The organism is Pauljensenia sp. UMB0895, from assembly GCF_030218905.1.
Taxonomy (GTDB): domain Bacteria; phylum Actinomycetota; class Actinomycetes; order Actinomycetales; family Actinomycetaceae; genus Pauljensenia; species Pauljensenia turicensis_A.
In genome coordinates this window covers 158,664-171,422 of sequence record NZ_JASOQR010000003.1, presented here as the reverse complement: position 1 = coordinate 171,422, position 12,759 = coordinate 158,664, and the positions used below count along the sequence as shown (strand labels likewise).

Sequence of the window (12,759 nt, the reverse complement as noted above, 5' to 3'; positions counted from 1 at the left end):
AAGATTTGCATGTGTGGCCACAACCGCTACATTCCGCCGAAAAGTCCACATGTGCAAGATTTGCATCTGTGGACTCAGCAGACTCAGCGAAGTTACCCTCCACCTCCAAATGCAGACGATACGTCGTGCCCGACCGGTGCTTATGCGCGGACTTATCCGCACACGCACCCGACTGATCCCCGCACCACGAATAACGCGGAACACGTGAAATGAGCCCACACTCATCCAGCGTCTTTAAATGCGACGCCACACTCCGCAAAGAACACTCCGCCCGCTTGGCAATCTCCTCGCGCGAACGCCAGGTCTCATCCTCGTCGTTAGCGAACTCCGCCAACGCCAACAACACCAGCTTCTCGCCCTGACCAAGACCCTTAATCCGATCAAACGCCCACGCAACAGCCCTGAAACTCACAGCCCATCACTCCCCACCATCACCTGGCCCAACATGGGAAAGCGCTTCGCTTCAATAGGGCCACCCAGATCGATAAGCCCACGCTGTTGAAGATGGACCAAAGCACCTTTCACATCATCAACACTTGAACGCGACCGGCGAGCTGGACGCTCAAGCGAGCGCAACAACACCCAGCCGTCCTCACCAGCATCATCAGCCAAAGACAACAAGACCAGCTTTTCGAGCACATCAATACCGTCGGTTAAACCAAACGCCCACTCAATCGCTTCAACACTCACAACACGCCCCCTAACAGCAAGCGGGCTGACCAACAGCCCGAATCCGTCAGACGACTAATAACTCGACGGATATTACGCACGCTCATACGCGACTTTTTTGCTATGACCGCCTGGGATGGCCAGCAGACACCATCGTCTCTGGCAGCGTCAGCCAGGGAGAGCATGACGAGTGTTTCAGATTGCGTGAGTTCTTGGAGTTCCCAGACCCACGTCATAGCTTTAATACTCATGGCAGGATAGTTCCGTTCCACATCGTTAAACGAGAAAAAGAAAGTAAGAGGGGATACAGGCACGCTCAAGTCGTTTAAGAGCCTTGAGGCATTGGATTAAACCGACTCCCAGGCAAAGCGATATTCAGTGCCTGATTGAGCGCAATAAGGAGCAATCGCCTGTATGTCGCACGCGCTTCAATAGCCGTCTCGCGACTTAGATGACCACGCGCTTGTTTTGCCTCACAGACCTCATCAATATGCGCGCACGTATCGCGCCAGATCCCTTCGACCGCTTGAGAGCGCTCTAAGGGCGTTAAATCACCAATCTTGACAGACTGAAGCATGTCGACAAACGTTGCCGTTTGACGCTTCATTGCATCTTGTGTATTGATATAAGCTGGTGTTTGCGATATCACTGGTATCGCCTTTCTATCGCTTGTAGCTAAGCGATGTATCGAGTGCTAGGTACTCGAATGGGGGCGAGCAATTCGTTTGCTCGCCCCCATCCTCATGCCCTAGCACCACCTGCATAGCCTGCCGACGCCTGCTACACACTTGAAATTAAAGGTGAGAGGGCCTCACCCTTACACGCCCACCCTTGGAGGAACAGAGGCGCATGAGGGCGAGAGCTCAAAGAAAACGGTTCAGGCGACGCGACGACGCTTCAACGCCAGCGTTACACCGCCCCCGACAAGAGCCAGGCTCGCAAGGCCACCAACGCCAGCAATCTGCGCACCAGTCTTAGCCAAGCCACGAGACGACGAACCACGATCCTCATCCCCACCCTTAACTGTCTGGTCTTCGTCGTTGATGTCAGTGTGGACAGCGATGGTCTGGCCGTCGTGTTCGAGGCGTTCGAACACGACTGTGGTCTTGCCGACCAGCATGGAGGCGTCGATGGTGAAATCAACGTTTTCACACCCGTCAGACTCCTGTGGGGTGAACGTCTTAGAGGCGGTCACAGGCTTGCCCTCAACCATCAGTGGTTCACCTGTGGCTTTGTCCATCAGCGTGCCCGTCAGGGTGTATTCCTTGCCCGCCTTTAAGTTCGTGTAGCACACCTTGTCCGTGATCGTGACCATGCCCGAAGAAGCCAGGCTCTTATCACCGTCTGCCTTGTCGGTCGCGGTGGTCTTCAATGTCGGCGGATTGGGCTCAACAACATACTGCTCGCTCTTGTCAGTAACAGAGGTTGTAAACGGAGCAACACGATCATCGCCAGCAAACGAGGTGACAAACACATACGTACCAGGAGTATCGTCTTTCATTTTGAACTTGGTTGACCCAACAGAAGGCTTAAAACCATTAGACGCATCAACCTGAACTTCACTGATCGTTTCAGCAGCCGCAACGTTTTCGTCAGTGACCGCCTGGCCCTGGGGGAAGAACAACAGCTTTTGAGTGAACTTCAGCTCGTCACCTTTAAAACCAGCCCTAGCGGTAAAGTTCGGGTGAGACTCGGGTAGTTCGGTGACGAACATGTCGTCGACAAGGTACGAGCCCGACTTGGTGGTACGAACCGACAAAGTGGTATCCACGTTCGCCTTGAAACGATATGACGTTGTTTCATCGCCCAGCCCGAACTGGTCGTGCCAGTCGGCGTGCACCAATTCCTTAATGTCAATCGTCGGGTCACCAATCGTGCCAGGCTGAGTATCCTTGACGACCTTCCAGACCCACGTGTAAAACCCAGGTGCTAAGCCTGCCACATCAACATTGACAGTATGCTCACCAGGCCCCTCTGCTGTAAACGACGCAGTCGCGACCGCCTTTGCGTCTGCGGGAACCTCATCACGGGGGTCTACCGGCTCTTCACCCAACGCATAGGCAGTGCCCTCATACACAACCGGAACCGGCTGACCGTCAATTTCCAGCCACTTGCCATCACCATAATTCGGGTCAGCCATAGCAGTGATCGTGTCCACCAAGGTCGTAGAGTCAATCACCTTAGAGGTACCCACATTGGACGTAGCAATCGGCTGGAAATCAAAAATCACATCAAACGACGGCCCCGCAACCGTCTCAGAACGACCCTTGTCCTGATCAAACCAGATCACATCCTGGCGACCACCACCAGGCGACGCGTAACCAAGCGCAGAAGCACCCAAGTCTGCGTAATCAACATGATAGGAAACCGTGCCGTTCGCGGTTGAACGCCACTGAATACCACCAACCGGCGCAGACGCAGTTGTTCCCATATATGTGTTCGTCCCACTCGCTTCAAAGACAGCCGGGCCATTCAAAGTGATAGTGAACGGCTTACCCGCAACATACGCATTAGCGCCATTCTTCACACCAATACCGTCGATAGTGCCAAAGCGCATACGCTCACCCGTCACGCTACCAGCCTGCCAGCCAACGACACCCGATGCTTTTGCTTCAGCAACCATCTGGCGAGCACGGTTTTGAACGTTTTGGGGAACGGAAGCAAGAAGCGTATTCACGTTCGCCTGAGCATTACGCGAGTTCTCAAAATTCACGTGAGCAAGGAAAGCTGTTGCAGCCGCATCGACGTCAGTATTGGAAAACTCAAGCGACGTTGGCGTGTACCACTTCATGATGTACGCCATCTGCGGAATATCGACGCTGAGATCAGCCGGACGAGAAAGCGATGGCTGAACCGTCAACTGACTGGGCGATACGACCACCTCTGCTGCAGGATTGACCGCGTCAGCCTGAATACACAAACCAGGGACAGGCTGGCCGGTGTAGGGAATCCACGTTCCCAGCCAGCCAGACAGGCCGTTAATCGGCACGCCACGCACCCACGACCCCGCAGCAAGCGAAGCAGGAGACGCAGCAATCAACGAGGCACACACAACCACCATCGCTGCAAGGCAGGCTAAGATAGACCTCAGCCGTGAGTAGTGTGCCACCCTAGGCACAGAAGAATCCACCATCATCAATTCCTTTCAACTGATGGGAATACATGTGGAACCCACCAACTAGGCGATCAGCTTTCCTAGGGCATGGAGCGCCCAGTTGGCAGGAGTCTTACTGAGCTACAGCACACTACTCACGGTGCTGCGCTTGAAATTCAGAGCGATTCACGGAATGACCGTTTCTGTTGTTTGATAGTGACCATTTGAATCGGGTTGAATCTGGTGATGCCGCCAACCGTCAGGGTCATACACATACTCCGGATAGTTATGGTTGTACCAATATCCCGAACTTCCAAGATCAGTGGAAGATCCGCCCGAATAATCTGACGGCGAGCCACCACCCGTGTAAGCGCCACCGGAGTAGTCGTAAGAAGAACCGCTATAGGACGCTCCCCCACCAGCCGAGGTAGAGCTTGCCTGAGCTTGCGCGTCCTGAGCCTGCTGCCAAGCAGTCTGGTCGTCACTGACTGCCTTACTCTTCGCGTTGAGATCTTCGATCCCGCTAGCAATCTCGGCAGTCTTTGCTTTTACCTCTTCACGCCCGCCCTCAACCGAAGACGATTGACTCTCATCACCGGCTTCATCAGTGGACGGAAGTAGATTCGTCAGTGAATCAATCGCGGTCGCAAGCGCGTCACGCAGACTGTTGTCATTCACTTTCCCGTCCGACCCATCAAGCACCCCTTGCGCCGAACTCAAAGCAGATTGTGCGTCAGCGACCGCCTTGTCGAAAGCTGTCATAGCACAAGTGTTAAGCTCCGCCTCAACCGCGTCAGTTACAGTTTTCAAAGAGTCAAGAATCGACACGGTATTAGCTGTCTCAGCCTCAAGCTCTTCAGCCATTGCAACAAGAGTTGCCCGATCAACAGGCGTGGCAGGCTTACTCAAATCAAGAGCACTAGCGCGCGAAAGAGCATCATCGACAGACTCAATCAACGCAGGCGCAATGACCGGAGTATCCCCTGACGCCTCGTTCAGGGCATTCGCTTCATCACGAACCGCCTGAGCGTGAGCTACTGCTTCACTCAAGACTGTTGCTTGCCCCGAGTTCGCCTCCACAGCCGAAGAGAAAGCAAGTAAGGCTTGATGGGTCTGATACGCATTCACACCCGCGTACACTCCCCCACCAGCCAACGCAAATAGCACCACTGCCACAGGAACAGCAATCCTCGGGCGCTTCCACCACGCACACGCCACCTCATCAGGAACAGTCCCTTCAGAATCCCCCATCGCATTCAGCTCTGTTTCATCACTCATTGCCAGACGCACCTTCCCGAACAACCGTTAGACACCAACAAGACTAAAACAGCAAACGCCCAACAAGAGGCGAAGCCAGCCAGGTTCCACAACCACAAGAAACCTCACCCAGCCTGCTGAAGCGAATCACCAACCGGCGAGGAATCCCTATGTCCCAGTATTTCAAGGGGTTCCAAAACCTTTGTAACCTCAGACTCGGGAATTCGGAACTGACCTGACGGCAGTTGAATTGCCGTGATCTGCCCTCGGCTAATCCAACCCGTCACACTGTTTCTTGACACTTGCAGAGCGCGAGCCACCTCTGCAGTACTCAACAAACGTTCAGAAACCTCAATACTTTTCGAGTTTCTATGCACTTGACGCAGGTTCTTCATGTCTCAAGTATGCACAACCAAACCTTAACCGTCAAACGGTTTTAGTAAATTGATTCGTAATACCTGCACATGATGCACACTTTTGCTATCCTTACCACATGAACAACGATGACTTTCTCGCTTCAATGACCACCAACGAGATCGTTGGCGAACAGGTCAGCATCTGGCTACGGCGACGCGACCGGACAGCAACAGCTCTTGGTGAATTCCTCGGCGTTACTCAAACGACCGCTTCGCGCAAACTTAAAGGCGATACAACGTGGACAATCACGGACTTAGCGCGAACAGCAGCCTTCCTTGATGTGCCATTAGGTGATCTTCTTCCCAGCATCATTGTTGAGCAAGAAAGGGAAAAGCGCCCGCCCCTTTCAGGTCAGGCGCGTGAGCTTATTGGAGCAGTGCCCCAAGTCGGGCTTGAACCGACGACCGACGGATTATGAGTCCGTTGCTCTGACCGACTGAGCTATTGGGGCTCTCAAAGACTACCATCTCAAGACGCCACCTTCAGTTCACGCCCGCTCGCGTGGCTCGGCGCTTTCACTTGCCCCCTCGTCCGGGAACGAGTTTCGCGATGAAGTCCGCGTTTCTCTCATTGACGAGGCCACGCACTTCCGCTCGCACCAGTTCACTGCCGGATTCCGGCTAGCCTCGTGGACGCTCCCTTACGTCAGTGTTGCCTGTATTGTGTGCGCGTGAGGTTCCGCGATTTTCATGTTCAGACACTCGCACGTTGTGCCTCAAGGTGCGCAGGCAACCGGGGCTTTTCGAGCTTCGGCATCAATCCTGCTCCGCCCCTGGCACCGCCTCTCGCACCACGACCAGCTGCCGAAGCAGGCTTAGGCAAAACAAAAGCGAGGCTGAACCAACGTTCAACCTCGCGATTTTGTGGAGCTAAGGGGATTCGAACCCCTGACCTTCTCATTGCGAACGAGACGCGCTACCAACTGCGCCATAGCCCCAGGTGCCCGTTTAGCATAGCACCCAACGGGCAGCGATGAAAAACCGGGCAACGATGAAAAACGGGAAACGAAGACTCAGGAACGAGGCGCCGATCTCAAACGCTTCGACCTTCGAATGCGCGTAGAGAAGCGCACATAGTGAACACAGGCTCACCCGGTGTTCGGGTGAGCCTGTCCAAAAGGTTCGGGTGAGCCTGCCCAAAAGTCAGAGCGTCAGCACGGGTGTCAGTTACTGCGCGCGACGAGCCTCCAGCACGGCGTCCAAGTCAAGCGCAACAGCCTGGTCTGCGACAACCTGTTCGGTGGTCATGGCGTTCTCGGCGACAGTTGCTGCGATCGGGCGAGCCGGCACGGCCACGCCAACCTTCGGGATTCCGCGGATGTCGGTGTCAATGTGGACCGAACGACCGCTGACGCGACCGCGCGTTGCGTATCGTGGCGCGGGGATCGGGTTGACGGTCCACGTGCGACGCTCAACGGTGGTGCCGGTCAGTGCAAGTTCTTCGGCTTCGTCTTCAGCATTGACGAGGTCCGTCTGAGTTTCACCGCTGAGCGCATCGGCGGGCACATTGGACATCTCGATCACGTTGGTGTCACCAGATTCGGCGAGCGAGGTAGAAGCGGATGCGTCCAGCTCAACTTTTTCAAGTGCGTGCGATGCAGGGGAGACCGTCGCGCGAGACGTGGAACGATCTGCGGTGATACCGGCGAAGAGGTCGTCTTTTTGCGCCTTCGGGGCGGGTGCGGATTCTTCCTTGCGGACTCCTCGAGCCGAGGCTGCGTTGCGCAGGTTTTCGAGCAATTCGAGCTCAGCTTCGTTTGCTTTGTCGGAACGAATTGCCGCCATACGCGAGGCAACTAGGGACATGACAAGCAGAGCTGCGGGGATCAGAGTCCAGAGGAAAGACGCCGAAAGCGCGGCACAGACGATGGCGACCAGTCCGCTCAGACCAGCGCAGGTGGCGCTGACTCCAAGGCGACGGCGACCTGCAGCCGCTTCAGCGGCGAGGCGCGCAGCACGACGCGCACGAAGCTTAGCAATCTCACGCACGGCTTTATTTGCGCGGTGCTCGATACGAATCTTCGCATTCATTGCAGCTTGATCTGCCATGGCGATCGTTGCCCTTTGCGTAATTGTGCGATGAACACCGAGCAACTGCCCGGTAGATCGACCGCAGGTTTGGCGGTTGCTTTCATTATTGTTGAGGAGCTTCATGCCCGTTGAGAAACGGTCACTTTCACGGCTGAAAGTTTTCGCATTTTGTCGGGCAGCGAGCAGGGGAATCAGCCCCAGTAGTGTCACTACCGTTGCAATGATGATGATTCCGCCAAACTCCACGAGACAACGCTATGGGTTTTCACATGCGTTTGAATGGTGGGGTGGGCGCGTGTTGTGTTTCCTGATCAAAGCCACTTTCACACATACAACAATCGCAACATCAGCCCCACCAGCCACGCTACGACTGCACCCTCAGCCCGCCTGAAGACTGCGCGTTCAGCCCACACGAAAACTAGGCAACACCACCGGTCGGGACCTCGTACGCGACATCTACCGGCTGATCGCGTGACCGTAAATTTTCTTCACTAATCCACCGGCCGGCAGAGACTCCGTGTCGATCGAAAACGCTTCATGGTCCGCCCACGCGCCGTCGATGTACATGTAGCGCGGTCGCAGGCCTTCACGGTGCAGACCGAGCTTACGAGCAACTCCCAGCGATGCGCAGTTCTCGGGTCGGATCACAACCTCGATCCTGTGGAGTCCCAGTTCGCCGATAACCAGGTCGATGATCGCCGCGCAGGTGAATGTTGCCAGCCCTCGTCCAGCCCATTTTTCCGCCAGCCAGTAGCCGAGCATCCCCGATGACATCGCCCCGTGCGTCACGTTGGTCAGCGAGAACTGTCCGGCAATCTCGCCGCCGATTTCAAGCTTCATCACCAGCGCCCGCCCCGCGCGTTGAGCCCTGTCGATGGTGCGCGCATATTCGCCAAGCGTCTGGCCTGCGTTGCCGTACGTGTTCGGTGGCAGGGTTGCGTCCCAGGGCTGTAGCCAATCGGCGTTCTCGCGTCGCACTCGGTCGATCGCCGTGTGAGCGCCGGCGAAAGCAGGGCGAATTCGTAGCAATTTCGGGTGCAGTTCCGCCTGCTCTTTCTTGGGTTTCGCACTACCTTCGTGCTCCGCCGATTTCGTCATCGACGAGGCCGCTCGCCCGTGCATGAACCCTTCACCGACTGGGTCGCGGACCTCAAGGCTCAGTTCACCAAGAGTTCTGCCCCAGATCCGGATGAAGTGTCCAAACATGATCTGGTCCTCTACGTAGTCGACGACTGGTCGGGCTGAAGCTAGCGACCGGAAGACAGTAGGTAACGGCTGATCACTAGCAGGTAGCAGCGAGCGGGTCTAAGAATCACTCAAGAACCAAGCACTGCAACATGTCACCCGTACGCACGTTAGTTGTGCTTTCAGGGACAATGGCAAGCGCGTTGGATTCCGCGAGTGCACTGAGCAGGAGCGATGCGGGAGCACCCATGACCTTCGCTTGGTAACCGGTCTTGGGGTCACCGACTAGGCGGACACGAACGAATTCGCGACGGCCTCGCGGTGAGTACCAAGAGCGGTCGACGGCAGCCTTCACGGAGGGTCGGGTCAGCTGGGTCCAGCCCTGCATATGACGAAGTGCTGGGCGAACAAAGACTTCGAAACAGACCTGGGCAGAGACCGGGTCGCCGGGAAGACAGAAGATCGGGGTTCCACCCTCACCGTTGTCGTCGCCCCCGACAGTTCCGACGCCGAGGATGTGTCCCGGCCACGCGGCAATGTTGTCGAAACGAACGGTGCCCAGCGTGGACAGGACCTCGCGGACCGTGTCGCCTGAACCGTGCGAGATACCGCCGGTGGTCAGGATCAGGTCTGCGCGAACAAGCTGGTCTTCGATGGTTTCGCTCAGGACGTGGCGTTCGTCTGGGACCGCGGCAACGCGGAAGGTCTGAGCCCCCGCATCGGCGATAGCCGTTGAGAGGGCGTGACCGTTTGCGTCAAAGACAGTGCCAGGACGCGCTTTTTCGCCGGGTTCAACAATTTCGTCGCCGATGGACAGGATGACGACGCGAGGACGCGGGTGAACGTACACGCGCGAGCGACCCACACCTGCAAGCAACGCGACCTGGCGGGCACCAACGCGGGTTCCCTTTCGCAGGACAATTTCGCCTTCTTCAACGTCTTCTGCCTTTCGGCGAATATTTTCGCCGACTGCTGGCTGGGTTCGAACGTTGACTTGCGCCATGCCATGGTCAGTGAATTCAAGGGCGATCACCGAATCGGCACCGGCCGGCATCGGGGCGCCAGAGGCGATACGAATCGCGGTTCCGGGCACCAGTGCTGCGGGGTTCACGTCGCCCGCGCGAATTTCTTCGGTGACGCGCAGGGAGAGCTCATTGTCGGGGCGAGCGCCGGCAAGGTCTTCGGAACGCACCGCGTAGCCGTCGCGGGCCGCAAGGTCAGCGACCGGAAGATCGAAGGGAGCTTCAACGTCCTCGGCAAGAACGCAGGACACTGCGTCCGCGAGTTGCACGTCCAGTGGTGGCTGCTGGGCTACGGCTGAAAGACAGTCTTGGTAGAACTCTGCAACGCTTCGCATCAGGCCTCATTCGGTTGGGTGTTCAGATATTCACGCAGTGCCGGCCCCATGTCTGGGTCGGTGAGCGCAAAGGCGATGGTGGCTCTAAGGTAGCCGAGTTTGTCGCCGGTGTCGTATCGGGGTTCGTCGATGATGACACCGTACAGTCCGCCACCGTTTTCGCGCGGCGTGGCGATGAGCTGGGCACATGCGTCGGTCAGCTGGTATTCGCCGCCGGCTCCTGGAGTGATGTGTGTGAGCGCGTCGACAACGATGGGGTCACAAATGTAGCGTCCGTCGATCGCTGGGCGCCCGACGTTCGGTAGCATTTCTTTTGGAACAGACTGTGTGATCGGCAGGAAACGGGTACCGCGTCCCGCGGCGGGAACAACCGCGTGGGTGACAGTCTCATGCTGCTCGATCATGCTCTCCACCCTAGTTCGAGCAGGAGCAAAACCGAGTGATACACGAGGACAAAGCCCTCATTCGCGCGAGAATCCGCACACAGCGGAGTCAGCGTCGGGTCTGCACTTCCGCCGATCAGCGTGCGCGTGAACGCGCTCAGTTGGCTGCGTTGTGGCCCGAGGTGCTGGCAGATTTCGGGTTTTCTTCCGCCTCTGTATCCTCTGCGCCAGTTGACGAGACCGCGCTTACCTCTGTGTCCTCTCCCCCTGCTCAGGGCGCGAGTTTTCTTCCCGCTCTCTTCATTTCAAGCCCCAGCGAACCTGACACTGCCGGGCTACTTCAAGCGTGTGAGTGGTGTTTGATTCCCGGCCTCGTCGACCCAGATGGGAAGGCAGCTATTGGCGTGGCCTGGACGTACGTGGATTCGCGCCCGCAGGCGGCAGAGCCAATGGAGGCGAACCTGGAATCTATTGTGTCTACTGGCCCGCGGTTTACTCCTACGCGTATAGAGAGCGCCGACGAATTGGCGAAAGCCGACCTGATCGTTGTACCCGCACTGGCTGTGGATGCGCGAGGAGTCCGTCTTGGGCAGGGTGGCGGATGGTACGACCGGGCGCTCGAGCACGCTCGGCCTGGTGTTCCGATTATCGCCGTAGTCTTCGACAATGAGTTTTTCTCCGATCCTCGCGATTATCTGCCCGTTGAGCCTCACGATCAGCGGGTGAACGGGGTGCTGACTCCCAGCGGTTACACGCGACTTATCCACAATTCGCGCTAAGTGCCACTTATCCACAGTTTCCGTTTCGCTCAGGTGCGAGGCTGCGACTGCGTGCTTTTACTTGAGGTATGACCAGACGCATTTCGTTCACGGCGATCCGCAGGCTTGGACTCGCCATCATCTTCGTGTTCACCATCGGAGCAATCGCTTTGACCTTGCTCCCTCATTCTGGCGGACATCAAGTGCTGATCCTCGCCACCGACATTGAACGCGGGGACGCCATCGACTCTTCAGCGGTCACGCCAATCGAGGTCCCAGAACGGCTCGTCCCCGCCGACGCCATTACCTCGACCGACGTATTACCCGCTACTTGGACAGGAGAGCCAGCCACGAAAGGCACAATCCTCTCGGAAAGCGTCATGGCAGGATCAGCGTTAGGGCGAAGTTTAAAACCCGGACAAAACCTGATTTCTGTCATATTAGATAGGACACAAGTCCCCCCACTTGAGGCCGGAGATTCCGTGGTTTTATGGGGTTTTCCTGACAACTGTGACGTAAACACCTGTTCAGCATCTTTATTGACTAATCAAGCACTTATATCCTCAGTGTCAGTAACCGACGCATCCCAATGGGGATCGTCTGCTACTGCTCGTCTCGACCTCATCGTTGACGAAGCAGTAACCGACACCGTTCTCGGCCACGCCGGGACACATACGCTCGGCCTCGCTTTGGCTACACCACATGGCTAGCGGGACACTTCAATCAGGAGATCACAATGATCCAGGGATTCAAGGAATTCATCTCCAAGGGCAACGCTCTTGACCTCGCAGTCGCCGTCATCATCGGCGCAGCCTTCACCCCCATCGTCACCGCTATCACAGACGTCATCATGGACATCATCGGCGCCGTCATCGGTCAGCCGAACTTCGACTCCGTCCTCCAGTTCACGATCAACGGCTCTGACCCGATTCGGCCGGGCACCATCATCACCGCTGTTGTGAACTTCCTCCTCGTCGCAATTGCTGTTTACTTCGCGATCGTTGCTCCGATGAACAAGATCAAGGCCGCAACCGCTAAGAAGGAAGAAGCTGTAGAAGAAGCACCGGCAGCTCCCTCCACCGAAGAACAGCTCCTCACCGAGATCCGCGACCTGTTGGCGAACAAGAACTGAGACTCAGTTCCTTACACGCGTTCAAGTGGCTCCATCCCTACAGGGACGGAGCCACTTTTGCTATGCACGGATATAAGCTCCCTAGTCCGCTTGTTTAAAGGACAGGCGATGAAGTGACGGGAGAGGCCTTTTCAATAGGAGAAAACGAAGAGCACCTAAGCGCGCGCTTGGGCGTGAGGCGGAACGTTGTCCAGCAGACGACGATCATTCGCCCCATCCCCACGATCCGGTGAATCCGCGAACGAACCTGCCCTGCGATCGTCGGGGTGAACGCGATCCTCCCACGATGGCGCGACCCCGTGAGCAATCAACTTACGATCCACGTCAGACACGAAAGTCGCCACGCGACGACGCTTCTTCGTACGCTCAACAGGCGCACTCTGATCGACAGTCGCTCTCTGCTCAGCAGAAACTCGCCGATCAGAGGGAGTGAACGCGGGCGAATCAGTCGAGACGCTCAGGTTTTCAGACACCATG

The 12,759-nt window shown here is 56.7% G+C and carries 16 protein-coding genes and 2 tRNA genes; 4 read left to right on the top strand and 14 right to left on the bottom strand.

The window, feature by feature from the left end; all coding sequences use genetic code 11:
- The 7 genes from QP503_RS03190 to QP503_RS08845 form a co-directional block, all read right to left on the bottom strand.
- A partial coding sequence (locus tag QP503_RS03190) for a helix-turn-helix domain-containing protein (RefSeq protein WP_285101241.1) occupies window positions 1-412 on the bottom strand: 412 nt, incomplete at its 3' end.
- Entirely contained in the window at window positions 409-690 is a 282-nt protein-coding gene (locus QP503_RS03185; protein WP_285084260.1) for a hypothetical protein, read from the bottom strand. The genes QP503_RS03185 and QP503_RS03190, both read right to left, overlap by 4 nt.
- Window positions 687-920, bottom strand: a complete 234-nt coding sequence (locus tag QP503_RS03180; RefSeq protein ID WP_285022692.1) for a helix-turn-helix domain-containing protein — start codon at window positions 918-920, stop codon at window positions 687-689. Before QP503_RS03180 ends, QP503_RS03185 begins: the two co-directional genes overlap by 4 nt.
- Window positions 921-994: 74 nt before the next feature.
- Window positions 995-1,318 (bottom strand): hypothetical protein, encoded by a 324-nt coding sequence (locus QP503_RS03175; RefSeq protein ID WP_285084259.1) that lies wholly within the window; start codon window positions 1,316-1,318, stop codon window positions 995-997.
- Window positions 1,319-1,546: 228 nt separating this feature from the next.
- Window positions 1,547-3,730 (bottom strand): VaFE repeat-containing surface-anchored protein, encoded by a 2,184-nt coding sequence (locus tag QP503_RS03170; RefSeq protein WP_285101239.1) that lies wholly within the window; start codon window positions 3,728-3,730, stop codon window positions 1,547-1,549.
- Window positions 3,731-3,949: 219 nt separating this feature from the next.
- On the bottom strand, window positions 3,950-5,041 hold the full coding sequence (locus QP503_RS03165) for a hypothetical protein (RefSeq protein WP_285101237.1): 1,092 nt from the start codon (window positions 5,039-5,041) through the stop codon (window positions 3,950-3,952).
- Between the two features lie 104 nt (window positions 5,042-5,145).
- Window positions 5,146-5,415 carry a helix-turn-helix domain-containing protein gene (locus QP503_RS08845; protein ID WP_350338036.1) on the bottom strand — a complete coding sequence of 90 codons (270 nt, stop codon included), beginning with the start codon at window positions 5,413-5,415 and terminating at the stop codon, window positions 5,146-5,148.
- 98 nt (window positions 5,416-5,513) lie between these two features.
- Here QP503_RS08845 and QP503_RS08840 point away from each other — a divergent pair, with 98 nt between their 5' ends.
- Window positions 5,514-5,855: a helix-turn-helix domain-containing protein gene (locus QP503_RS08840; RefSeq protein ID WP_350338037.1), complete on the top strand. Its 342-nt coding sequence runs from the start codon at window positions 5,514-5,516 to the stop codon at window positions 5,853-5,855.
- Here the strand turns inward: QP503_RS08840 and QP503_RS03160 are convergent.
- From QP503_RS03160 to QP503_RS03135, 6 genes are all read right to left on the bottom strand, one after another.
- Window positions 5,815-5,888, bottom strand: a tRNA-Ile gene (locus QP503_RS03160). The two genes, QP503_RS08840 and QP503_RS03160, sit on opposite strands and share 41 nt — an antisense overlap.
- Window positions 5,889-6,301: 413 nt before the next feature.
- Window positions 6,302-6,374: transfer RNA gene (locus QP503_RS03155), tRNA-Ala, on the bottom strand.
- Window positions 6,375-6,603: 229 nt separating this feature from the next.
- Complete coding sequence (locus QP503_RS03150) at window positions 6,604-7,713, bottom strand: hypothetical protein (protein WP_285101235.1); 1,110 nt, start codon at window positions 7,711-7,713, stop codon at window positions 6,604-6,606.
- A gap of 210 nt (window positions 7,714-7,923) precedes the next feature.
- Entirely contained in the window at window positions 7,924-8,673 is a 750-nt protein-coding gene (locus tag QP503_RS03145) for a GNAT family N-acetyltransferase (protein ID WP_285101233.1), read from the bottom strand.
- 106 nt (window positions 8,674-8,779) lie between these two features.
- On the bottom strand, window positions 8,780-10,009 hold the full coding sequence (locus tag QP503_RS03140) for a molybdopterin molybdotransferase MoeA (RefSeq protein ID WP_103632090.1): 1,230 nt from the start codon (window positions 10,007-10,009) through the stop codon (window positions 8,780-8,782).
- Complete coding sequence (locus QP503_RS03135; RefSeq protein ID WP_103632091.1) at window positions 10,009-10,413, bottom strand: hypothetical protein; 405 nt, start codon at window positions 10,411-10,413, stop codon at window positions 10,009-10,011. The genes QP503_RS03140 and QP503_RS03135 overlap by 1 nt, the downstream gene beginning before the upstream one ends.
- 35 nt (window positions 10,414-10,448) lie before the next feature.
- Here QP503_RS03135 and QP503_RS03130 point away from each other — a divergent pair, with 35 nt between their 5' ends.
- From QP503_RS03130 to mscL, 3 genes are all read left to right on the top strand, one after another.
- Window positions 10,449-11,171, top strand: coding sequence for a 5-formyltetrahydrofolate cyclo-ligase (locus QP503_RS03130; RefSeq protein ID WP_285069505.1), 723 nt, complete (start codon window positions 10,449-10,451; stop codon window positions 11,169-11,171).
- A gap of 68 nt (window positions 11,172-11,239) precedes the next feature.
- The gene (locus QP503_RS03125; RefSeq protein WP_103632092.1) at window positions 11,240-11,860 is read left to right on the top strand and encodes a CpaB family protein; all 621 of its coding nucleotides are present in this window, start codon (window positions 11,240-11,242) and stop codon (window positions 11,858-11,860) included.
- A gap of 26 nt (window positions 11,861-11,886) precedes the next feature.
- Window positions 11,887-12,282 carry a large conductance mechanosensitive channel protein MscL gene (mscL, locus tag QP503_RS03120; protein ID WP_006680861.1) on the top strand — a complete coding sequence of 132 codons (396 nt, stop codon included), beginning with the start codon at window positions 11,887-11,889 and terminating at the stop codon, window positions 12,280-12,282.
- Window positions 12,283-12,437: 155 nt separating this feature from the next.
- Here the strand turns inward: mscL and QP503_RS08900 are convergent, their stop codons facing one another.
- Window positions 12,438-12,758: a toxin gene (locus QP503_RS08900; protein WP_257878475.1), complete on the bottom strand. Its 321-nt coding sequence runs from the start codon at window positions 12,756-12,758 to the stop codon at window positions 12,438-12,440.
- Between the last annotated feature and the right edge of the window lies 1 nt (window position 12,759).

Excerpts from the sequence above, each read along its gene's own strand:
- QP503_RS08840 (WP_350338037.1), top strand. The coding sequence starts at position 5,514 with ATGAACAACGATGACTTTCTCGCTTCAATGACCACCAACGAGATCGTT.
- QP503_RS08900 (WP_257878475.1), bottom strand. The coding sequence starts at position 12,758 with ATGGTGTCTGAAAACCTGAGCGTCTCGACTGATTCGCCCGCGTTCACT.
- QP503_RS03180 (WP_285022692.1), bottom strand. The coding sequence starts at position 920 with ATGAGTATTAAAGCTATGACGTGGGTCTGGGAACTCCAAGAACTCACG.
- QP503_RS03140 (WP_103632090.1), bottom strand. The coding sequence starts at position 10,009 with ATGCGAAGCGTTGCAGAGTTCTACCAAGACTGTCTTTCAGCCGTAGCC.
- QP503_RS03125 (WP_103632092.1), top strand. The coding sequence starts at position 11,240 with ATGACCAGACGCATTTCGTTCACGGCGATCCGCAGGCTTGGACTCGCC.
- QP503_RS03145 (WP_285101233.1), bottom strand. The coding sequence starts at position 8,673 with ATGTTTGGACACTTCATCCGGATCTGGGGCAGAACTCTTGGTGAACTG.
- QP503_RS03165 (WP_285101237.1), bottom strand. The coding sequence starts at position 5,041 with ATGAGTGATGAAACAGAGCTGAATGCGATGGGGGATTCTGAAGGGACT.
- QP503_RS03170 (WP_285101239.1), bottom strand. The coding sequence starts at position 3,730 with ATGGTGGTTGTGTGTGCCTCGTTGATTGCTGCGTCTCCTGCTTCGCTT.
- QP503_RS08845 (WP_350338036.1), bottom strand. The coding sequence starts at position 5,415 with ATGAAGAACCTGCGTCAAGTGCATAGAAACTCGAAAAGTATTGAGGTT.
- mscL (WP_006680861.1), top strand. The coding sequence starts at position 11,887 with ATGATCCAGGGATTCAAGGAATTCATCTCCAAGGGCAACGCTCTTGAC.
- QP503_RS03135 (WP_103632091.1), bottom strand. The coding sequence starts at position 10,413 with ATGATCGAGCAGCATGAGACTGTCACCCACGCGGTTGTTCCCGCCGCG.